This is a genomic window from Mesorhizobium sp. B2-5-3 (assembly GCF_006441005.1).
Classification (GTDB): domain Bacteria; phylum Pseudomonadota; class Alphaproteobacteria; order Rhizobiales; family Rhizobiaceae; genus Mesorhizobium.
Genome location: NZ_VFUS01000007.1, coordinates 320,876 through 341,509, shown reverse-complemented (window position 1 = coordinate 341,509; position 20,634 = coordinate 320,876). Strand labels below are relative to the sequence as shown.

The 20,634-nt window shown below is 62.3% G+C and carries 23 protein-coding genes; 7 read left to right on the top strand and 16 right to left on the bottom strand.

Features of this window, described 5'->3' with window-relative positions; all coding sequences use genetic code 11:
• Nucleotides 1-14 precede the first annotated feature (14 nt).
• Both mnmA and FJ867_RS19155 read right to left on the bottom strand, forming a co-directional pair.
• Nucleotides 15-1,205 carry a tRNA 2-thiouridine(34) synthase MnmA gene (gene mnmA / locus FJ867_RS19160; RefSeq protein WP_140496104.1) on the bottom strand — a complete coding sequence of 397 codons (1,191 nt, stop codon included), beginning with the start codon at nucleotides 1,203-1,205 and terminating at the stop codon, nucleotides 15-17.
• Nucleotides 1,202-1,396: a hypothetical protein gene (locus tag FJ867_RS19155; RefSeq protein WP_140518053.1), complete on the bottom strand. Its 195-nt coding sequence runs from the start codon at nucleotides 1,394-1,396 to the stop codon at nucleotides 1,202-1,204. Before FJ867_RS19155 ends, mnmA begins: the two co-directional genes overlap by 4 nt.
• Before the next feature lie 98 nt (nucleotides 1,397-1,494).
• Here FJ867_RS19155 and FJ867_RS19150 point away from each other — a divergent pair, with 98 nt between their 5' ends.
• Nucleotides 1,495-1,770 carry a DUF1153 domain-containing protein gene (locus FJ867_RS19150; RefSeq protein WP_006203587.1) on the top strand — a complete coding sequence of 92 codons (276 nt, stop codon included), beginning with the start codon at nucleotides 1,495-1,497 and terminating at the stop codon, nucleotides 1,768-1,770.
• A 67-nt stretch (nucleotides 1,771-1,837) separates the two neighbouring features.
• Here the strand turns inward: FJ867_RS19150 and FJ867_RS19145 are convergent, their stop codons facing one another.
• A complete protein-coding gene (locus FJ867_RS19145) occupies nucleotides 1,838-2,764 on the bottom strand; it encodes an NADP-dependent oxidoreductase (RefSeq protein ID WP_140818214.1) in 927 nt (308 codons plus the stop codon).
• 89 nt (nucleotides 2,765-2,853) lie between these two features.
• Here FJ867_RS19145 and FJ867_RS19140 point away from each other — a divergent pair, with 89 nt between their 5' ends.
• Nucleotides 2,854-3,252, top strand: coding sequence for a helix-turn-helix domain-containing protein (locus FJ867_RS19140; RefSeq protein WP_140657042.1), 399 nt, complete (start codon nucleotides 2,854-2,856; stop codon nucleotides 3,250-3,252).
• Between the two features lie 61 nt (nucleotides 3,253-3,313).
• Here the strand turns inward: FJ867_RS19140 and FJ867_RS19135 are convergent, their stop codons facing one another.
• Complete coding sequence (locus FJ867_RS19135) at nucleotides 3,314-3,691, bottom strand: flagellar export protein FliJ (RefSeq protein ID WP_140496101.1); 378 nt, start codon at nucleotides 3,689-3,691, stop codon at nucleotides 3,314-3,316.
• Nucleotides 3,692-4,142: 451 nt separating this feature from the next.
• Here FJ867_RS19135 and ctrA point away from each other — a divergent pair, with 451 nt between their 5' ends.
• Entirely contained in the window at nucleotides 4,143-4,838 is a 696-nt protein-coding gene (gene ctrA / locus FJ867_RS19130) for a cell cycle two-component system response regulator CtrA (RefSeq protein ID WP_006203583.1), read from the top strand.
• A gap of 86 nt (nucleotides 4,839-4,924) precedes the next feature.
• Here the strand turns inward: ctrA and FJ867_RS19125 are convergent, their stop codons facing one another.
• Both FJ867_RS19125 and FJ867_RS19120 read right to left on the bottom strand, forming a co-directional pair.
• Nucleotides 4,925-5,293, bottom strand: coding sequence for a response regulator (locus FJ867_RS19125; RefSeq protein ID WP_140496100.1), 369 nt, complete (start codon nucleotides 5,291-5,293; stop codon nucleotides 4,925-4,927).
• Between the two features lie 242 nt (nucleotides 5,294-5,535).
• The gene (locus FJ867_RS19120; RefSeq protein ID WP_140564027.1) at nucleotides 5,536-6,165 is read right to left on the bottom strand and encodes a histidine phosphotransferase family protein; all 630 of its coding nucleotides are present in this window, start codon (nucleotides 6,163-6,165) and stop codon (nucleotides 5,536-5,538) included.
• Nucleotides 6,166-6,552: 387 nt separating this feature from the next.
• Here FJ867_RS19120 and FJ867_RS19115 point away from each other — a divergent pair, with 387 nt between their 5' ends.
• On the top strand, nucleotides 6,553-7,089 hold the full coding sequence (locus FJ867_RS19115) for an EipA family protein (RefSeq protein WP_224518884.1): 537 nt from the start codon (nucleotides 6,553-6,555) through the stop codon (nucleotides 7,087-7,089).
• 186 nt (nucleotides 7,090-7,275) lie between these two features.
• Nucleotides 7,276-8,424, top strand: a complete 1,149-nt coding sequence (locus tag FJ867_RS19110) for a hypothetical protein (RefSeq protein ID WP_140666855.1) — start codon at nucleotides 7,276-7,278, stop codon at nucleotides 8,422-8,424.
• 2 nt (nucleotides 8,425-8,426) lie between these two features.
• On the opposite strand, the gene FJ867_RS19105 is transcribed toward FJ867_RS19110, so the two are convergent.
• The 5 genes from FJ867_RS19105 to FJ867_RS19085 form a co-directional block, all read right to left on the bottom strand.
• The gene (locus FJ867_RS19105) at nucleotides 8,427-9,230 is read right to left on the bottom strand and encodes an RNA methyltransferase (RefSeq protein ID WP_140818212.1); all 804 of its coding nucleotides are present in this window, start codon (nucleotides 9,228-9,230) and stop codon (nucleotides 8,427-8,429) included.
• Nucleotides 9,231-9,368: 138 nt separating this feature from the next.
• On the bottom strand, nucleotides 9,369-9,713 hold the full coding sequence (locus tag FJ867_RS19100; RefSeq protein WP_140496438.1) for a metalloregulator ArsR/SmtB family transcription factor: 345 nt from the start codon (nucleotides 9,711-9,713) through the stop codon (nucleotides 9,369-9,371).
• Nucleotides 9,714-9,868: 155 nt separating this feature from the next.
• The gene (locus FJ867_RS19095; RefSeq protein ID WP_140666859.1) at nucleotides 9,869-10,648 is read right to left on the bottom strand and encodes a HugZ family protein; all 780 of its coding nucleotides are present in this window, start codon (nucleotides 10,646-10,648) and stop codon (nucleotides 9,869-9,871) included.
• 66 nt (nucleotides 10,649-10,714) lie between these two features.
• The gene (locus tag FJ867_RS19090) at nucleotides 10,715-11,476 is read right to left on the bottom strand and encodes a 3-hydroxyacyl-CoA dehydrogenase (RefSeq protein WP_140818210.1); all 762 of its coding nucleotides are present in this window, start codon (nucleotides 11,474-11,476) and stop codon (nucleotides 10,715-10,717) included.
• A gap of 59 nt (nucleotides 11,477-11,535) precedes the next feature.
• Nucleotides 11,536-12,072, bottom strand: coding sequence for an N-acetyltransferase (locus FJ867_RS19085; protein ID WP_140496094.1), 537 nt, complete (start codon nucleotides 12,070-12,072; stop codon nucleotides 11,536-11,538).
• 287 nt (nucleotides 12,073-12,359) lie between these two features.
• Here FJ867_RS19085 and FJ867_RS19080 point away from each other — a divergent pair, with 287 nt between their 5' ends.
• Nucleotides 12,360-13,346, top strand: a complete 987-nt coding sequence (locus FJ867_RS19080; RefSeq protein WP_140818208.1) for a glutathione S-transferase family protein — start codon at nucleotides 12,360-12,362, stop codon at nucleotides 13,344-13,346.
• Nucleotide 13,347: 1 nt separating this feature from the next.
• Here the strand turns inward: FJ867_RS19080 and FJ867_RS19075 are convergent, their stop codons facing one another.
• Nucleotides 13,348-13,845 carry an NUDIX domain-containing protein gene (locus FJ867_RS19075; protein WP_140496092.1) on the bottom strand — a complete coding sequence of 166 codons (498 nt, stop codon included), beginning with the start codon at nucleotides 13,843-13,845 and terminating at the stop codon, nucleotides 13,348-13,350.
• Between the two features lie 53 nt (nucleotides 13,846-13,898).
• Between FJ867_RS19075 and FJ867_RS19070 the strand changes: the two genes are divergently transcribed.
• Complete coding sequence (locus tag FJ867_RS19070) at nucleotides 13,899-14,822, top strand: metallophosphoesterase (protein WP_140631771.1); 924 nt, start codon at nucleotides 13,899-13,901, stop codon at nucleotides 14,820-14,822.
• Here FJ867_RS19070 and FJ867_RS19065 read toward each other — a convergent pair.
• From FJ867_RS19065 to leuA, 4 genes are all read right to left on the bottom strand, one after another.
• Entirely contained in the window at nucleotides 14,806-15,423 is a 618-nt protein-coding gene (locus tag FJ867_RS19065) for a hypothetical protein (RefSeq protein WP_140496090.1), read from the bottom strand. The two genes, FJ867_RS19070 and FJ867_RS19065, sit on opposite strands and share 17 nt — an antisense overlap.
• Before the next feature lie 110 nt (nucleotides 15,424-15,533).
• The gene (locus FJ867_RS19060; protein ID WP_140518309.1) at nucleotides 15,534-16,337 is read right to left on the bottom strand and encodes an alpha/beta fold hydrolase; all 804 of its coding nucleotides are present in this window, start codon (nucleotides 16,335-16,337) and stop codon (nucleotides 15,534-15,536) included.
• A 329-nt stretch (nucleotides 16,338-16,666) separates the two neighbouring features.
• The gene (locus FJ867_RS19055) at nucleotides 16,667-18,439 is read right to left on the bottom strand and encodes a hypothetical protein (protein WP_140496088.1); all 1,773 of its coding nucleotides are present in this window, start codon (nucleotides 18,437-18,439) and stop codon (nucleotides 16,667-16,669) included.
• Between the two features lie 182 nt (nucleotides 18,440-18,621).
• Complete coding sequence (leuA, locus tag FJ867_RS19050; protein WP_140672482.1) at nucleotides 18,622-20,355, bottom strand: 2-isopropylmalate synthase; 1,734 nt, start codon at nucleotides 20,353-20,355, stop codon at nucleotides 18,622-18,624.
• Nucleotides 20,356-20,634 lie beyond the last annotated feature (279 nt).

Sequence of the window (20,634 nt, the reverse complement as noted above, 5' to 3'; positions counted from 1 at the left end):
GGAGAGATCGTTGCCTACTCGGCGGGAACCTGCGCCGGTGACGCGGCAAGTCGGCTCAACATCGCCTCGGCCTCGGCGCCGCGCTCGGAGCGTTCGATGAAGCCGCCGCCGAACACGCGGGCCTCGTTGCCGTCGTCGGAATAGAGCACGCAAGCCTGTCCAGGCGCGATACCGGACTCGCCATCGGCCAATTCGACCGATGTGACGCCCGCCTCGTGACGCAGCATCGCCGGGCGTGGCGGCCTGGTCGAGCGGACCTTGGCGAACAGTTCCAGCCCGCCCGCGGGCATGTCGGCCAGCGCGCCGTCACCAAGCCAGTTCATGTTGCGCAGGTAGATCTTGTGCGTCTCCAGCGCCTCGCGCGGCCCGACCACGACACGGGCGCGCTCGGCGTCGAGATGGACGACATAGAGCGGCTCGCCGGAGGCCACGCCGATGCCGCGGCGCTGGCCGATGGTGTAGCGCAGAATGCCTTCATGGCGGCCGAGCACCCGGCCGTCGATATGGACGATGTCACCCGGATTGGCGGCCGTCGGCTTCAGCTTGGCAATGATGTCGGAATATTTGCCCTGGGGCACGAAGCAGATGTCCTGGCTGTCCTGCTTGGCGGCTACCGTCAGGCCCATCTCCTCGGCAATGGCGCGAACCTGCGGCTTCGGCAGGCCGCCGAGCGGAAAGCGCAGATAATCGATCTGCGCCTGCGTGGTGGCGAAGAGGAAATAGCTCTGGTCGCGATCGGCGTCGACCGGCCTATAGAGCGCGCGATGGGCGCCATTGGCGCCGGAGCGAATGTAGTGGCCCGTGGCCAGCGCGTCGGCGCCGAGATCCTTGGCGGTGGCCAGCAGATCAGCGAACTTCACCGTCTGGTTGCAGGAAACGCAAGGGATCGGCGTCTCGCCGGCGACATAGCTCTCAGCGAAGGGATCGATGACCGCCTTGCGGAAGCGCTCTTCGTAGTCGAGCACATAATGCGGAATGCCGAGCGTCTCGGAAACGCGGCGGGCGTCATCGATATCCTGCCCGGCACAGCAGGACCCGGCCCGGTGCGTCGCGGCGCCATGATCGTAAAGCTGCAAGGTGACGCCGACGACATCATAACCCTCGCGCTTCAAGAGACCCGCGACGACGGACGAATCGACGCCGCCCGACATGGCGACGACGATACGGGTGTTTTCGGGACGTCCGGGAAGATCGAGGCTGTTCATGGTTCTTTCGTTCTGCGCGGCGCTTGCATGCCAATGACGCGAATATAGGTCAAGCTTGGCGGCTGCGCCAGCTTGCGGGAACCGATCGGCGGGCAACTGCCGGCCCGGTGACCGCGCAGATTTTTCGAGCGAATCCGGAACTTCCCGGCAGATATTTCAAATGTTTGCGAAAAGACTAACGCGGCGTTCATGATCATTACCTAGCTGTTAGGGTCTGCTTAGGCAATTTTTAAAGCTGTGGCGGTAACGTGGTGGGGATTGGGTCTTTGAGTTTTTTGTAGAGAGTACGATGACCGATCTGGTTAGACCGCGAGTCAAATATGTTATCGGGCCTGACGGCAGCCCTCTCACAATTGCCGATCTGCCGCCGACGAATACACGTCGCTGGGTTATCCGGCGCAAGGCGGAAGTGGTTGCAGCGGTGCGCGGCGGGCTTTTGAGCCTCGAGGAGGCATGCCAGCGCTACAAGCTGACCACCGAGGAGTTCCTGTCCTGGCAGGCCTCGATCGACGAATACGGCCTCGCCGGGCTGCGCACGACGCGCATCCAGCAATACCGGCACTGACGCTCAAGAATCTGCAAAAGGGCGCGAAGTTCGCGCCCTTTTGGTTTCTTGACAGCATTTGCGCGTTTCAGACCGTCAGCACCACCTTGCCGACCGGCTTGCTGGCGAGGAAAGCGTGCGCGGCGCCGGCCTGTTCTAGCGGGAAGGTCTTTGCCACATGCACGGTAAGCTTTCCCGCATCGACGAGCCTGCCAAGTTCCAGCAGGCCTTCGCGGTCGGGAACAACGGACATGCGTTCGACGCGGATGCTTCGCGCCTTGGCATCCGCCCTGGTCTTGTCGCTGATGTCGAGCAGTGACACCAGCACGCCGCCGTCCCTGAGCACCTTCAACGATTGATGGGCGTGCTCGCCGCCCACCGTCTCGAGCACCAGGTCGATGTCCTTCGCCTTGTCGGTAAAATCATCCTTGGTGTAGTCGATGACCTCGTCGGCGCCGAGCTTGTGGACGAAATCCAATTTTTCCGTGCTGACGGTGGCGGCAACCCAGGCGCCGCCCGCCTTGGCGACCTGCACCGCCAGATGGCCGACGCCGCCGGCCCCGGCGTGGACCAGCACGCGCTGGCCGGCTTTCATCGCGCCATGACGCACGAGGCCTTGCCAGGCGGTGAGGCCGGCCAGCGGCAATGCGCCTGCCTGGACGTAATCGGCGTGCGCGGGCTTGCGCGCGATTTCATCGGCGGGCACCGCGGCCAGTTCGGCATAGGCTGCCGCCTGCTTTGGGAAGCGCGGCATGCCGAACACCGCGTCACCTGGTTTCAGGCCGCTGACACCAGGCCCCAGCGCCTCGACGGTTCCCGAAAGGTCCCAGCCGAGGATGAAGGGTGGTTCGCCGAGCAGCGGGTAATAGCCGGCGCGCACGGCGCCATCGACCGGATTGATCCCGGCCGCCTTGATGCGGACCAGCACTTCGCCGGCGTTGGGCGAGGGCGCCGGGCGCTCGGCGATGACAAGGACATCGGGTCCGCCGACGGAATTCTGGATAATGGCACGCATAAGATTTCTCCTGATTGACCGGTCCCACTATCATTTGGAGAGTAATGGTCTCTTGTCTAGTATGTACCTTGTTGATATATAGGCACCGTATGGATAGTGATCTCGACTCCCCCTACGGCTATGATGCGTTCCGGCGGACCTGTCCCTCGCACACGGTGCTGGAGACGCTGGCCAGCAAGTGGGTTTACCTGGTTGTTTGTGCGCTGCGCCAAGGCCGGCAGCGCAATGGCGAGCTTGCCCGCAAGCTCGAAGGCGTCACGCCGAAGATGCTGACGCAGACGTTGCGCGTGCTCGAGCGCGACGGCTTGGTGCGGCGCGAGGTGTTTGCGGTCGTCCCGCCTCGGGTCGAATATGAATTGACCGAACTTGGCCAGAATCTGGCGGGATTGCTCAACCAGATCAGATCCTGGTCGGAACAACACGTTCCCGACATCAAGGAGGCCCGGGCGCGGGCTGCGGCCGTGAATGAAGGGGAGTGGGCCGTTTAGCGCTCGCCCAATGCGTTGCGCGCCCGCTTGGACGTGCTCAAAGACGCGGATATCGGGCGGTTCAGCCGATCATCGCGCTACGACCGCCAGTTTCGGCCTCGCGAATCTTGGTGTCGCGCGATTCGAGCATTTCCGCCTTGGAAAGCTCCGCTTCAGCTTCGCCGAGTAATGATTCGGCGGCGCTTCGCTGCTGGGCGAGGTCGCCTTGCGAATTTCTGAGGTTGTCGCGGCGCAAACGGGCCGCCTTGGCGAAGGTCGGATAGGCGAAATGATTGATGTCGGTGATACCGGCCTTCTTTTCCTCGGCGCTGATCTGAAGCTCCAGCTCGGCGGCCATGCGTTCGAATTCGGCGATCATCATGTCGAGCTGCAGCAGCTGCCGCCGCTTCTCATTCACCTGAAACTGTTTCAGCCGAACGAGGTTTTCACGTGACTTCATGATTCGGTACTCCCGGAAACGCACACCTGCACATATCGTCCAAACCACTTGGAAAGGCCCAAGCGCTGCCCGTGTCCACCGGCTTTCCCCGCACTATGGGAAACAAAACCCTAAAGTTTTTTGCCGACGGTAACCATTCGTTTACGGGCATTGTTAATCATACGGGTCAGGACTTAAGGCCGGGTAAAAATCCGGCTGGCGACATGGAAGCGATGTCGATGAGTCCCTGGAGTCACTTAGTCCAGGTTTTTAATGTGTTGCATTAGCGGTTTGGTCCTGTGATTCGTTATTAAATTCAAGAGGGTGTAGAAAGTGGTTAAAAAATCTGGTACCGTCATCGACGCGGAATTAGGTTTTGTTAACCATTCCATGGCAGCCTCTGCACCAGGCAATCACTGCTCCGGTCCCGGATGGGTCGCAAGATGGTCCGGCAGCAGAAAAGGGGAATGAAATGCGTGTTCTGCTGATAGAAGATGACAGTGCAACCGCACAAAGCATCGAGCTGATGCTGAAATCGGAAAGCTTCAACGTCTATACGACCGACCTCGGCGAAGAGGGTGTCGATCTGGGCAAGCTCTACGACTACGACATCATCCTTCTCGACCTCAACCTACCCGATATGTCCGGCTACGAGGTCTTGAGAACGCTTCGTCTCTCCAAGGTGAAGACGCCGATCCTCATCCTTTCCGGCATGGCCGGCATCGAGGACAAGGTGCGCGGCCTCGGCTTCGGCGCAGACGATTACATGACCAAGCCTTTCCACAAGGACGAGCTGGTGGCGCGCATCCATGCCATCGTGCGCCGTTCGAAGGGACATGCCCAATCGGTCATCACCACCGGCGACCTGGTGGTCAATCTCGACGCCAAGACCGTCGAAGTCGGCGGTCAGCGCGTGCACCTTACCGGCAAGGAATACCAGATGCTGGAGCTGCTCTCGCTGCGCAAGGGCACCACGCTCACCAAGGAAATGTTCCTTAACCACCTCTATGGTGGCATGGACGAGCCGGAACTGAAGATCATCGACGTCTTCATCTGCAAGCTGCGCAAGAAGCTCGATGCTGCGTCCGGCGGCCAGAATTATATCGAGACGGTCTGGGGCCGCGGCTATGTGCTGCGCGAACCTGAAGACATCCGCGTCAGCGCCTGAGCGACGGCCGATCGAAATTCCAGACAAAAACCCGGCGGCAGCCGGGTTTTTGCGTCATAGACCGGTGGTAACCGCGATCCGACGGATCAGGCAGCGATCTTCAGGGTGCGAAAGCGCTCGAGTAGCTGCGGGCGGTTGAACGGCTTCAACAGATAGCCTTGGGCGCCGGCGCGTTTGGCTCGCATGATCGAGGCGATGTCCAGTTCGACCAGCGAGATCAGGATCTGCGGCTTGGTCGGGCTTTCCATGGCGCGCACGCGCCGGATCAGGTCGACCGCCTGTACATCCGGCAGTGCACCGTCGACGACGATGATATCAGGCATATCGGCGGCGCACATCTCCAGCGCGTCAAGCCCGCTGGCGGCTTCGATGACCATCATGTCGGAACCGCCCAGGATGCGCTTCGCAACTTTCCTGATGACGCTAGAATCGTCGACGAACATGCAGCGTTTCATTTCCGGGTCCTCTTTGCCTTGTGGCAATCCGGTCGCGTCGGGGTATCTGCGGCACAGCATAGGCCGATCTGGTAAAGAAGCCGAAAAGCCATTAGGTAAAATTTTTGCAAAGATGCCAGTTTGCAAGGTTTTTCTTGCAGATGCTTTGACCCGCGCTGTCAGACGAAGTTCATCTTTCGTCCGCAGGTCCATTCAACCAATATTACAGCGCTGAAATACTTTGCTGCTGGTCTGCGCGGATCTCAGGCCGCCGAAAGCACGATCTCTTCCGCGGTCGCATGGATCGATATCGTCATGTTGGCCTCCCGCGCCAGAAGCAGCGTATAGTAAGGCTGCACCGAATGCGCGTCGATCGGTTCTTCCGGCTTGTGGCCGGAATGCAGTTCGAGGAATTTCGGCGGCACCCGCAACATGGGGCCGCTCGCCGAAAGCGCGAAGCGAGGCTCGGTCTCGAGATTCTCCAGCGTCACCGAAAGCTTGCCGCCGCGTGGAATGGCGGCGTTGGCGACCAGGATCAGGTTGAGCAGCAGCTTGACCTTGTTCTTGGGCAACAGTGCACGGGTTCCATTCCAGATGAGTTCCGGCTTCTCGTTCTTGAGGAAGGCGATAGCGACGGCTTCGGCATCGCCGGTGTCGATCAGCATGCCGGCGGAACCAGCCGCGCCGAAGGCGATGCGGGCGAACTGCAGGCGCGCCGAGGCGTTGCGGGCGCTCTGGCGGATCAGCTTCATGGCGTCCTCGTCGGCGCCGCCTTCATCGAGCAGTTCAAGCCCGTTGTTGATCGCGCCAACAGGCGAGATGATGTCGTGGCAGACCCGGCTGCACAAAAGTGCCGCCAGATCGGGTGCGGAAAGGGTGAAAAGATCGGACATCGGCGAAAATCCCTGCAAAAATCCCATAAATCATGGCCGCGCGATCGATCGACGCCTGCCCACGCGAATCACGCTCTCTTCCCGAGCTTTCTGAATACACAGCGCCCGTGCGTGCAGCAACAAACCCAAAATCGCCGTTGGGGCCTATGGCGCGTTCACGCAGGCTGCTTGCCTGTATGAACGACCCCAACAGCCTTCGAACCGCCATCTTCATGTGCGAGTTTAATGGTTGAAAAAGGATTACGGCATAGTTTGCCCCTAACAGCCATCCTTAACGGCCGCCTAAAGAGCCGTACGGGTGCGAGGCGTCGGCGAAAGTGCTCCCTGACGGAGATTGGAAGCATGTTTTCCCGATTCTACGGCCGGAGTTTTCTCCGTGTCCTCTCAATGGCGATCACGCTCATGGGCGTTCTCGTCTTCTCGACATCGGCCCTGCGGGCCCAGGAGTACACCGCTCAGGAGATTGTCGATTCCGGTCACAAGTTCTTCGGCGCGACATCGGGCGGCCTTGCCACAGTCGTGGAGAAGATTTTTGCTTCCTATGGCTTGCCCAATGGCTATCTGCTTGGCGAGGAGGGATCCGGCGCGCTGATCGGCGGCCTGACCTATGGCGAAGGCACACTCTACACCAAGAATGCCGGCGACCATAAAGTGTTCTGGCAAGGCCCGTCGCTCGGCTGGGATTTCGGCGGCGAGGGATCGCGGGTGATGATGCTCGTCTATAATCTCGATGACGTCGGCAATCTCTACAACCGTTATGGCGGCGTCGCCGGCTCGGCTTATGTGGTGGCGGGCGTCGGATTCAACGTGCTGAAGAACAACAATGTGCTGCTGGTGCCGATCCGCACCGGCGTCGGCGCCCGGCTCGGCGTCAATCTCGGCTACCTGAAGCTTACCGAACGGGCGACGTGGAATCCGTTCTGACCCGAGGTCACGACCGGAATGTGTATACGCTTCGATAAGAATCCAGATCCGATGACCCATATGCGCCGCGGCGAGCCCTTGCCGCAGCGCCTGATTTCCGTCATGCCAACAGAGTAACGGTCAAAAGTCGCGACGGCTTTTGATCCTCGTATTGTTGCATGTCGGCGCGCGATAACGGATAGTCACTTGGTTCAGTCGGTCCTGTTCTTTGCTCTCGGCTTTCTCTGCGCCGGCTTTCTGGCGCTGATGGTGGCTCCGGCCATCTGGCGGCGGGCGGTCGCTCTGACGCGCAAACGCATCGAAGCCTCGATCCCGCTGACGCAAGCCGAAATTGGGGCCGACAAGGACCGGATCCGGGCGGAGTTCGCCATGGCGACGCGCCGCCTCGAGATGAACGTCAAGGCGCTGCGCGAGAAGTCGACCGAGCAGCTCATCGAGATCAATCGCGGCCGCGAGGCCCTGAAGGGGCTGGCGATGGAGCGCATGGACAAGAACCAGGTGCTCGATGAACTGGCTGCCAAGAACGCGGCGCTGCACCAGCGCGAGGATGAACTGCACCGGTTGTCCGAGCGGCTCAAGGAGACCGAACGCAAACTGGAGAAACGCGCGCTTGAGCTTGAGAAGCTGGAACGCATGTATGACGACGCCAGCTTCTCCTCCAGCAGCCGCCAGATCGAACTTGTGGCGCGCGAATCCGAGTTGCAGAAGCTCGCCAGCGATATCGCGCTGCTGCGCGGCCAGCGCAAGGAGGCGGACAGGCGCAACCAGGAGATCGCGGCCGAAAGCAAGGCCGCGCGTGAGGCGCTGAAGGCCGAGAGGAAAAAAACCGCCGAACTGGACAAGAAAGTCGAACGGTTGCTCGCCGCGCTTGCCGACCGAGAGGAGAAGCTCGAACGCCGCGAGAAAGATCTGGCGCGGCAGCGCGAAAAAGCGAAGGCCGGGGACGGCGCCTCGGCCTTGCGGTTGATCGGCGGGCAGGTACAGGCGGACAGGCGCGACGACGTCGAAAAGGCGATCGCCAGGCTCGACGCCGACCGTGAGCGGCTGGAGGCCAGACTGACGGCACTGGCACGCGAGAACAAGCGGCTGAAGGCGGATCTGTCCGCCGCCGAGGCCGCCGGCCCGCAGGGCGATACACGCCACGCAAGTTCCATGCTGCGCGAACAGATGAATGACCTGGCGGCGGAAGTCGTCAACTTGACAGCCAAGCTCGAAGGGCCGGGGTCGCCGATCGCCAAGGCGCTGGAGGCGCAGCAGGATGCGCGGCCGAACAGCGGCGGCCGCAGCCTTGCCGACCGCGTGCGGGCGTTACAGAAGGCGGTTGCGGCAGATTGAATTCAGGCACCGCCGGCGCAGAAATGATGCAGGGCGATGGCGGATGCCGCCGCGACGTTCAGGCTGTCGAAGCCTTCCGACATGTTGATCCGAACAGTATTGAGACGGGCGAGCAAGCTTTCGGGCAGGCCTTGGCCCTCAGTCCCGAGGTAGAGTGCCAAGCGTTCGGCCGGCTTTGCATCGCGTATGTCTGATGTCCCGCGTGGCGACAGCGCAAATTGGGTAAAGCCACGCCGGTCGAGCGTCGCGGCGAACCGCGCGGTGTCGCTGAACGAGGCGAACGGGACCTTCAAGGCCGCGCCGACCGAAACGCGGATCGCCTTGCGATAGAGCGGATCGCAGCAGGTCGCATCCAAAAGGATCGCATTGGCGCCGAACGCGGCGGCGTTGCGGAAAATCGAGCCCATGTTGTCATGATTGGCGATGCCGACGAGCACCACGATCAATGCTCGGGCAGGCAAGCCGTCCAGCAGGGCCTCGGCCGGCTGGGGCGTCTCCTTGCGACCAATGGCAAGGATGCCGCGATGCATGTGAAACCCGGCAATGGCATCCATCACAGCTCCGGCGGTGACATAGACCGGCAGGTCAGGAGACGCCTTGTGCAGGATTTCTTCGAGGCCGGCCAAGCGGTTCTCCAGAACCAGCACCGATTCGGCGCGGAAGCGCGCGGCCGACAGTAGCATGTCGAGCACGACCTTGCCCTCGGCAATGAAGCGGCCCTGTCGACCGGCGAGGTCACGCTCGCGGATGTCGAGATAGGCGGCGACGCGCGGATCCCGCGGATCGTCGATGTGGACAAGGGTCATCTGAGCCTCGGCTGACAATCGGAATCGGTTGCCAAGAACATGATGCGCGGATGCAGTGTCAAAGTGTATTTGCGCGCCCAGGATGGACGCACATTGCCGAAGGCCGCTGGTGGCGTAAACGTTTACGCGACCAGCCGTTCAAGTTCCGGCGCGGCGCAGCCTTTGTGCCATCTGGGACAGATCATCCTTGCCGCTGCCGAAAATGCCGTCGAGCGTGGCAAGCAGTTCGCGCACGGCGTCGGATTTGCAGGAATAGTAGATCATCTGGCGGTCGCGGCGGGTGTCCACAAGGTCCAGCGCCCGCAACTTTGCCAAATGCTGCGACAGGGCGGACTGGCTGAGCATCACCTTCTCGGCGATGGCTCCGACCGACATTTCACCGTCGATCAGATAACTCATGATCAAAAGCCGTTTTTCATTGCCCATCAGCATCAGAAATTCGGCCGCCGATCCGGCGTTGGCGATTAGCTTTGTCGAGATCATCGATCCCCCATGCTCTTTGCTCATCGAGGCACCATGGGGGCAATGGTGCCTGAATCCATAAACTCAGTTGTGAATGGTCGCCAACGAGTCAGCGCCACAGCCAAAGGGTAGAACATTTCATTCAAATCTCAAGCGTTGCTTTTGATCAAACGAATTTAAGTGCGGTTATTTGGCGACGTTGCCGCCCGGCCGCTCTTGGCCATGTCGACCAAGACGTGCCTCAACTCATGCGCTGTGACCAAGGGCTGCGGAAAGAAGACCCTGCCGGCATCGTCGCCAGAGGCCAGATCCATGCCGTCGGCATCGAACCCGACGATGACCCAGCCGTCGCCGGATGCCCGGGCAAAATGATGCGCGTAGAGGGCGACGGCGTCGAGATGGTCCGCATTCATGTGGTCGATCGCGGATTGCTCGCTGGCTGCCAGTTCCTCGACGATCGGCCCGTCGGTGATGAGATCGGTGCGATCAAGCAGGTAGGCCTTGCCGAAGCCGCCGTTCAGGCTGGCGCGCTGCGGTTCGAGACGAAAGATCGAAAAGTCGCCGAGGCCGGCATAGAGGCTGGCCTTCGGATTGTGGTTGAGATAGCGGCGTTCGGCGCGTGCATGCGCGTCCGATCCGCGCTCGATCCGCGCTGCCCGGCAGATCAGCGTCAACCGGGGATGCGCGAGCGGGTCGCCCTTGCCCGGCTCGCCGAGCAGCAGCGAACAGCGCGGGTCCGCAAGTATGGCGGGCGTATGGGCCGAAAGCTGCGACACCAGGATCAGCGGCGTGCCGTCGATGTCGGTGGCGACGCCGACCCGACTCGCCAGCGGCGAACCCGTTTGCGGCTCCAACACCGCCAAGGCGCCGAAGCGGGCGCGGCGCATGAGTGTCTTGGCCTGCCGGATCGCCTCGGCGTCGGTCTCGCGGATCACGTCCTTCGTTCGATCGGCCAAATGCTCGCCCTGCTAAGTTGATTTGGCTATTCCACTTATCAGACGATGGCGCCAGGCTGGCAAGTGCTACTTCGGAGCCATGCGAATGGCGCCATCGAGACGAATGGTCTCGCCGTTGAGCATCTGGTTCTCGATGATGTGCAAGGCAAGGGCCGCATATTCCGACGGCTCGCCGAGGCGCGAGGGGAAGGGCACCGCGGCGCCCAGCGAATCCTGCACCTCCTGCGGCATGCCGGCCATCATCGGCGTCCTGAATATGCCGGGTGCGATGGTGCAGACCCGGATGCCGGAACGGGCAAGATCGCGCGCCACCGGCAGCGTCATGCCGACGACCCCGCCCTTTGATGCCGAATAGGCGGCCTGGCCGATCTGGCCGTCATAGGCGGCGACGGATGCGGTGTTGACGACGACGCCGCGCTCGCCGCCCTGCAGCGGGTCGAGCTTTGCGGCGCCGTCGGCGACGAGGCGGATCATGTTGAAAGTGCCGATCAGATTGACTTCGATCACCTTGCGGTACTGATCGAGCGGATGGGGACCATCCTTGCCGATCGTCTTCACGCCGATGGCAATGCCGGCGCAATTGACCAGGATGCGCGGTTCGCCCAGCTTGGCCGCGACCTCGGCAAGCGCGGCAACACCGCTGTCGGCGCTGCCGACATCGCATTGGACGGCGATGCCGCCGATCTCGGCCGCCACCTTGGCCGCCCGATCGACGCCGACATCCAAGATGGCGACGCGGGCGCCCCTGGCGGCCAGCGCGCGCGCCGTCGCCTCGCCAAGGCCGGAGCCGCCGCCGGTAACAACCGCGACCTCGCAGTTTGGATTCATGGCGTCATCCTTTCACATGAGAGTCAGGCGTGGATCAGGCGCGCAATCGGCGCGAATGGTCAAGCCATCGCGGCAAAGTGCTCGGCGACCCTGGCCTGGTCGGCATGGCAGACCTCGCCGGTGAGCCTTGCAACCGCGCCCGGCATGATCTCGTGCGACAGCAGCCTGTCGAGATCGACGGGGCGTGGCATCGATATCTGGCCGCGCGGGATACGCTTGAAGCCGAGCGGTCCATAATAGGGCTCGTCGCCGACCAGCATGACGGCGGGCGCTCGGGCCTTGGCGGCCGCTTCCAGCGCGATCGCCACCAGCCGGCGGCCGATGCCGAGATTCTTGAAGGCTGGCCGCACCGCGAGCGGCCCGAGCATCAGCGCGCGTCCGGCGCCTGCGGCGATGCGGGTCATGCGAACTGATGCGACCACGAGATCGCCGTCCATGGCGACGAAGGACAGCGCGCGTTCATGCCCGCCGGCCTCGCGGATCTTGTAGGCGGCCAGCACAAAACGGCCGGGCCCGAAGGCTTCGTCATTGATGGCTTCGATCTGAGGGTCGTGCGCCGGAGTTTCCGGCAGGTATTCTACGTCGGCAAGGCTCATGGTCTTTGCGTTCCGGTACAGGAGGAAAGGTTTGCTGCAAACGGCAGCATTCGCCAATCAGCGCTTTATCAAGCGTGGGCGCCCTTTCGTCGTCGGTCGAACCGGATCAAAGCAAAATCGAACATGCGGAGTGTCCGCTAGCATCAATTTCCCGCCGCTGCAATCGGCGGTTTTGCAGGTAGAGAGCAACGGGCGCCGCGACGTGCTTGACGATCTGTTCAGCGCCCGGCGATTCCATGCAACGACTTGGAGCCCTACATGATGTCCCAGACAGGAAAGGACAAGCGATGGGATTGCTGGTCGAAGGCAAATGGCAGGACCGCTGGTACGACACCAAAGGCAGCGGCGGCAAATTCGTGCGGGCGCAGTCGCAATGGCGCGACTGGATCACTCGTGACGGGGCCGAAGGCCGCGGCCGCGGCTTCAAGGCGGAGCCCGGTCGCTATCACCTCTATGTCTCGCTTGCCTGTCCCTGGGCGCACCGAACGCTGATCTTCCGGGCGCTGAAGAAGCTTGAAGGCATCATCTCCGTGTCGGTCGTCCATCATTTCATGGGCGCCGATGGCTGGACGTTCCTGGCGCAGGACGGAGCCACAGGTGACACGCTCTATAGCCTGGACTTCCTGCACCAGATCTACACCAGGGCCGACCCTAACTATTCCGGCCGGGTCACGGTGCCGGTGCTGTGGGATAAAAGGGATGAGACCATCGTCTCCAACGAATCCTCCGAAATCATCCGGATGCTGAATTCAGTTTTCGACGCTTGGGGTGACGCCAACCTCGACTTCTATCCGCAGGCGCTACGCGGCGAGATCGACGCGGTCAATGCGCTGGTCTATCCCGCCATCAACAACGGCGTCTATCGCGCTGGCTTCGCCACCACGCAGGCCGCCTACGAGCAAGCGTTCGGGGAGTTGTTCGCCGCGCTCGACACGCTGGAGCATCGGCTGTCGAATCAGCGCTATCTCGTCGGCGAGCGGATCACCGAAGCCGACTGGCGGCTGTTCACCACGCTGGTGCGCTTCGACCCGGTCTATGTCGGCCATTTCAAATGCAATCGGCGCCGCATCGCCGACTATCCCAACCTGTCGAACTATCTGCGCGATCTTTACCAGGTGCCCGGCGTAGCCGGCACGGTGAACCTCCATCATATCAAGTCGCACTATTACGGCAGCCACGAAATGATCAACCCGACGCGTATAGTGCCTGTGGGGCCGGAAATTAACTACGGCGCGGGGCATGACAGGGCACGGTTCGCCAAGGCGGCTGCCTGAACTACCAATAGGGTGATGGCGGCTTCCCGCCAAAAACCTCGGCGATGCGCCGCAGCGTTGCCGGCGTCGTGCCCTGGGGCAAACGGTCGAGCGGAAAGAAACCGGCCTCGGCGATCTCGCGGTCCGGCAGTTTCGGGGCTGTCTGGCTGAATTTTTCGATCAGGTACAGGCCGACATGGTCGCGGCGGCTGGCGCGGCGGTTGAAATGCATCGAGCGCAGCACCGGCGGAGCGGTCAGCGTGATATTGCCCTCTTCCGCCAGTTCGCGCGCCAGCGCTTCGGCCATCGTCTCGCCGATCTCGACCCCGCCACCGGGAAGCTGCCAGCCCGGCACATAGGTGTGGCGGATGAGGAAGAGGGAGTTGGATGCCGTTTCGTGGATGAGCCCGCGCACGCCAAGCGTCATTGGCCGCCGCAGCACGAAGTAGAGATGGAACAGCCTGGCTCGCAGCCCCGGCCAGCCGGTCTGGCGCAAAGTGCTCTCGGGATCGGTCGTCATCAGTCGCGAAACCGTGGGTGGAAAGCCGCGTGCGCGTCGCCTATGAAGGAGAAATGTTCAGGCTCGCACATATTTCCGATATCCATTTGGGGCCACTCCCTGAAGTAACCTATCGCGATCTCGCCTCCAAGCGGGTGCTGGGCTACGTCAACTGGCAGCGCAACCGCCGCCGGCACATGCACGATGCGGTGATCGACACCATCGTGGCCGATATCAAGGCCAGCGCGCCCGATCACCTCGCGGTTACCGGGGATCTCGTCAACCTGGCGCTCGATGGCGAGATCGAGATGGCCAAGCACTGGCTGGAGACGCTCGGCTCGCCGCATGACGTGTCGGTGGTGCCGGGAAATCATGACGCCTATGTGCCTGGCGCCTTCGACAAGGTGTGCCGGTCCTGGGCGGCATGGATGACGGGCGACGGCGTCAACAGTCCGGTCGATCGCAATTCGTTTCCCTATCTGCGCGTGCGCGGCAATGTCGCGTTGATCGGCATCACCACGGCGCGTGCCACGGCACCCTTCATGGCCAACGGCTTCTTCATGGAAGGCCAGGCCGAGCGGCTGCGCAAAATGCTCGATGCGACGGCGAAGCAAGGGTTGTTCCGTGCGATCATGATCCATCATCCGCCGGTGCGGGGCGCCGTCCCGCAGCACAAGCGGCTGTTCGGCATCGCCCGCTTCCACAAAATCATTCGCCGGCACGGTGCCGAGCTCGTCCTGCATGGCCATTCACATCTGCCGTCGCTGTTTCAGATCGGCCCGCGCGACGCCAAGGTCCCGGTGGTTGGCGTCGCCGCGGCCGGCCAGGCTCCCGGCGGCAAGCCTCCGGCGGCGCAGTACAATCTGTTCGACATAGACGGTGAAAAAGGCGATTGGCGCATCCGCCTGACGCGGCGCGGCTTGACGGGGTCGGCGATACCACCTTCGGATCTGCAGACGCTGGAGCTCGGGGCGCAACCGGCTATGGCCGCAAGCTGAGCCCCAGCGCCACGATACGGTCCCAGAACAGCACGATCGAAACCGCCAGTCCCACCAGCGCGCCTGCGGCGATCAGGCCAAGGCCGGACAGGACGGCCGACCAGCCCTTGCTGCGCGGCGGCGATCGCAAAGGCGGCTCGGCTTCCGGCACCACGTGCCGCTTCATCCCGGGAACGGCAGCCTCGACGCCACCCTCCATCATTCTCTGACGTTCGACGATCCGCTCGGCGACATAGCGCGTCACGGAATCGGCAACCGGCTTCATCTCGCTCGATTCGGCCAGCACCACACGGCCGATGCGGGTGTCCTTCAGGAAACGGTAGGTGCGGCGGTCGCGCCCCATGGCGACATGGCTGACGGCGTCGATCCACAGGCGCGGCTGCAGACCGGACGAGACGACGAAGTCGAAACTGTCCATGTCGGCGGGAACGTCGGCAAAAACGGGCGCGAGTTCGGTGGCAAGAAGGTCGAGCCGCATGCGATGCGCCTCGCGCATGTCAACGACGACGTCGTCGCGATCGGCAAAGGCATTCTTTACATCGCGGATGGCATCGGACAATTTTCTCGACGGGTCGATGATCTTTTCGCCTGCATCCTTCATGGGCGTGGCCTCGCGGGTTTGGTTAACATGGAGTTAACACAGCCGCCGGCAAAATGCACTGGCGAGATCAATGCATCAAGGGTCGCCGTTGGCGGCGCAGACGGAAGAAGTCAGCTGGCCGCGGCGGACAGTTTCACCCGTTGCGGCCCGACGCGGCGATTGCTGTTGCGGCGAATGATCTCGGCGATCAGGTCGGGCGCTTCCTCGGCCAGCATATGGCCGGCCTCCAGCACATGGTGCACATGGAAGCGCTCCGGCGGGTCATCCACTTGGGTAAAGGGTAGAACGGCGTCATCCGATCCCCACGCCACCATCACCGGCATGTTCAGCGCATCGAGCCGCTCGCGCGGGATGACGCCCTGTCGATCGCTCCTGGTCATGGCGGCCGCGATCTCGACGAGCTTTTCGGTTTGTCCGGGGCGGCCGCGCATTTCGCACAGCAATTCGGCCATGCGACGCGAGGGCGCGGCTCGAGGGCCGGACATTTCGGCGAGGCAGGCCTGGACTTCGGCCAGGTCCTGCGCGCGGGCAAAGCGGCGCAACAACGGTCCATTGATTTCGGGGCCAAAACCGCCCGGCGCCAGGAGCGTCAGCGAGGCGACTTTTGCCGGCTCCGCCAACGCCATCAGCGCTGCAACCGCGCCGCCCATCGAATGGCCGACGAGGTGGACGCGCTTGATCGCGCGTGCGGAGAGGTCGGCAAGGATGGCGTTTGCCGCGACCTTGGCCGGTCCGGCCGACGGAAAGTCGAGCGACAGGCCGTGTCCCGGCAGATCATAGGCCAATGTGCGTACGGAAGGCGGCAGCAAGGAGATCACCTCGCGCCAGACATCGTGGCTGCCGCCAAAACCATGCAGCAGGACGATGGTCTTCGAACCCACACCCCGTTCGTCGGCATAAAGTGATGAAGTCATGAAAGATTGAGGCTTTATTCGAGAAGGCGCGATGGAAATGTGGCTGAATTGCTCCTAGTCCAGAGCATTCGCCAGTAAAATTTTCGCGATTAGGCGATTGGCCGAACAGCGAGCCGGCTGCTGGTGGATGCCGCTCCCAAAAGCGACCTCGATTTGGGCGAACGACACGCACGAGCAAAAAGACCTAAGGCGTGTCGCATGAATCCGTTTCGACGCGAAACGCTTTTGGGTCTTTCATTATTCGATGGACTCGCTGTCCGCTTGAAGTCCTCATTTTCACGCAACTCCGGAAGGGAACCCGGCACTAGCTGCCCTGGAATGGCTCACATCTAGCTCGCGTTGAAGAGCCCGGCGGCACGCAAGGCGTCGACCAGCCGCTCGGTCAGATCGGCGGGATATTTTCTGTCGATGAAGGTTGCGCGCGGATTGGCGGCGAATTTCGGAAATTCGGTTATCAGCTCATCAAGCAGCCTGCGTGCCTGGTTGTCCCGACCGGCGATCTTGGCGCCGATCAGACGGGCGGCGAGATAGTGCGATTTCGCCGCAGTGGTTCTCAGAGCGCTGCTGGCTATCGCTGCCTTGCTGGTATCGCCCAGCATTAATTCTCCGGCGAAAAGCCCAAAGTCCCACCAGGTCGGGTGGCCGCTCGAGGCATCCACGGCATGCGCCAGAAGAGGTGTTCCTTCGGCGTACCGGCCGGCGAAAACCAGCCCGTAGCCATAGGCGGCGGCCATGGCGAGATCGTAGGGGTTAAGATCATGGGCCTTCCGCATCCATCGCAGGGCCTCGTCGGCATTGCCGAGGCGCGAATTGATGTAGCCGTAGGAGCGATGTGCGTACGGGCTGGTCGGCCCCATCTGCACGGCGCGATGGGCAAACGTCATCGCCTTCTCGATCGTTGCGTCCGGCGGATAGGCGTAGTGGTCGGTCACGGCCTCCAAATGCAATGAGGCGAGTTCCGAATAAACCAGTGACGATTTCGCGCCACTGTTGGCAAGGGCTTCGAGGCAACGATAGGCGGTCTCGTGAGTCCTGGCGTTCTGGTCGAGATAGTATTTGTCGTTGAGCAGCAGGCACTGCGTCAGGCCGGTCTCCGCGCCGGACTGCTCGATGTAATTGTAGATGGTGCCAGAAGCGGGAAGTGCCGCACTGAGAATGCCGGATATGCGATCCTCGACTACGGTTGGTGCGCTGTCGGCGGCGGTCAGGTTGCGCGACAACAGCACCCGTCCGGACGCCAAGCTTTGCAGTTCGATGGTAACGTCGCCCGCGTCTGGTCCAGGCAGGATATCGAAAATGAAACTCGTCGCATCGGCGACCGGATCGGCTTTGTCGGTGTTGCGACCGATGAAGTCGATCGTATCAAAGCCGCTCAGGCCGGCACGCAGCGATGCGGCGACGCGACTGGCATTGGGAGTGTTGGCCCTGAGGGCGATGTAGACGAGCGGCAGCGCTTCGACCATGGGCGACGGCGTGATGCTGCCGGTTTCGCCGGCGGTCTCGGACGTTGCCGGGATGTCGCCTCCCGCCAGCAAGGCACCGCCGCCCTGGCGCAGGATCAGAACGCCCAACATGGCGATAACCACGGCGATCGCGATCCAGAAGAACCTGAGATGGCGCGTCACCGAGAGGCCCGCCGCAGGAACCTGGCCGAGCAAGGCCGCCATGGGTGCGGCATCATCGGCGGCACCGGACTGTTCGGGCAGGCTGGCTGTCGGCTCTGCGTGACTGGCGGCTTCCGCTGCTTGCGGCAGGCGGATGGCATTGAGTTCGTAGGCCGGGACGTAACCGCCGCGCGGAATGGCTATGCGGACCGGCTCGGCAATGCCTTCATTGGCGAAATAATGTTGCAGCAGTTCGCGCAGGCGGCCCGCCTGCACCCGCACGACGGCATCGGTGGACGGATCGAAATCGCCGTCCTTGCCGAAAACGTCCATGGCGATGGAAAAGCCCTTGAGCCTGTCGGCTTCCCCGGCCTGCTCGCGCTCGACGAGATAGCGAAGCAATTTGCGCGCGCGCTCGGATCTCCCGAACGTTTCGCTGGCAAGCAGTCGCTCCAGTGTCTCGCGCACTGCGGGGGCGGCAGGCGTGGCATGCTGCAAGTGTCGATCCTCTCGAAGTCGGCACAGGTTGAGGCGCGATCATATCGTTGCCGCACCACCGTACAAGCATACACGTATTATGCGATCGCGTACCACACCGGATAATTTCCCGGTGGTTAATGACACAAAAGTCGGGACCAATCGCTAAACGACGATGGTCCCGAATTCGTTCCAGGCCTGTATCAACCGGCTCTTTTGCCGATAATCCGGTTGGCGGCGGACACCACGGCCTCCAGCGAGGCAGCGACGATGTTGGTGTTGATGCCTGCGCCGAACAGCTTGCCGTCAGGATGTTCCATCTCGACATAGGAAATGGCCGAGGCGTTCGAACCGCGCTGCATCGAGTGCTCGGAATAGTCGAGCACCGACATATCGACGCCGACATGGCGCGACAGCGCATCGACGAAGCCGTCGATCGGGCCTGTGCCTGTGCCTGATATCGTCATCTCCTTGCCGTCGTCGATAATGACCGCCTCGACAACGCGCCGGCCCTTTACCTCGGTGTCCGGATAGGTGTGGTGATCGAGGAATTTCAGCCTGGCGCCCGGCTGGTCGACATAGGTATCGAGGAAGCGCTCATAGATGCGCCTGGCCGGCACTTCCTTGCCTTCAGCATCGGTGATCGCCTGGATTGCCTGGCTAAACTCGATCTGCAGGTTGCGCGGCAGGTTGAGCCCGTAATCCGCCTGCAGCACATAGGCGATGCCGCCCTTGCCGGACTGCGAGTTGATGCGGATGATGGCTTCGTAGCTGCGGCCGACGTCGGCCGGGTCAATCGGCAGATAGGGAACCTCCCACACTGGCGTGTTGGCTTTCTTCAGCGCCTTCATACCCTTGTTGATGGCATCCTGGTGCGAGCCGGAAAAGGCGGTGTAGACGAGTTCGCCCACATAGGGATGGCGCTCGGGAATCTTCAGCTGGTTCGAATATTCGTAGACATCCTTCATCCGGTTGATGTCGGAGCAGTCCAGCTTCGGATCGACGCCTTGCGTGTACATGTTGAGCGCCAACGTGACGATGTCGACATTGCCGGTGCGCTCGCCATTGCCGAACAGCGTGCCTTCGACGCGATCGGCGCCGGCCATCAGGCCGAGCTCGGTGGTGGCGACGCCGGTGCCACGGTCATTATGCGGGTGCAGCGAAATGATCAGGTTCTCGCGCCTGTCGAGATTGCGGCACATCCACTCGATGCGGTCGGCATAGATATTGGGCGTCGACATCTCGACGGTCGACGGCAGGTTGATGATGAGTTTGTTGTCAGGCGTCGGCTTCACGATCTCGGTGACCGCGTTGCAGATCTCCAGCGCCACCTCGAGCTCGGTGCCGGTGAAGCTTTCGGGCGAGTATTCGAAACGGTAGCCGCCGCCGGCACCCGCTGCCATGTCGGTGATCATCTTGGCGGCATCGGTGGCGATGCGCTTGATGCCGGCAACGTTCTTCTCGAAGACGACGCGGCGCTGCAACTCGCTGGTCGAATTGTAGAAATGCACGATCGGGTTGGTGGCGCCTCTGAGCGCTTCGAAGGTGCGGGTGATCAGTTCGGGCCGGCACTGCACCAGCACCTGCAGCGAAACGTCGGCCGGTACGCCCTCTTCGATGCACCAGCGGGCGAAGTCGAAATCGGTCTGCGAGGCCGAAGGGAAACCGATCTCGATCTCCTTGAAACCCATGTCGAGCAGCAGCGCGAACATGCGCGCCTTGCGTTCGTGGCCCATCGGGTCGATCAGCGCCTGGTTGCCGTCGCGCAGGTCGACCGAGCACCAGATTGGCGCCTTGTCGATCACTTTCGAGGGCCAGGTCCGGTCGGTGAGGCCCACGATTGGGTAGGGTTGGTACTTGCGGGCGGCGTCCGGCATGCCGCCGTTCTGCTGGCCCGCCGGGGCCTCGCTTACGCGGATTTCTTCTCGTGCGTTCATCGTCGTTTCTCCCGGCGACCCTCGAATCCGCCTTCAGGCGGATGGGTGGCGAGTGGCGCCTTTACCAGTTTTTCGTTCGCTTGATGTGACTGCCAAGGAGCATGCGCTTGCGCGGCGGCTCGACCGCCGGGCGCTCCTTCAGCGAACCCGGCGATCGCCGATAAGGCCGAGAAGAAGCAGCGTCGAGGCAAGCGCGCGCACGGTCTCGCCGGCAAAGCCGGTCTGACGGGAAGCGGTGGTGGCGCGCGTGTTCATGGCGGTTTTCATACAGGAGCGGCC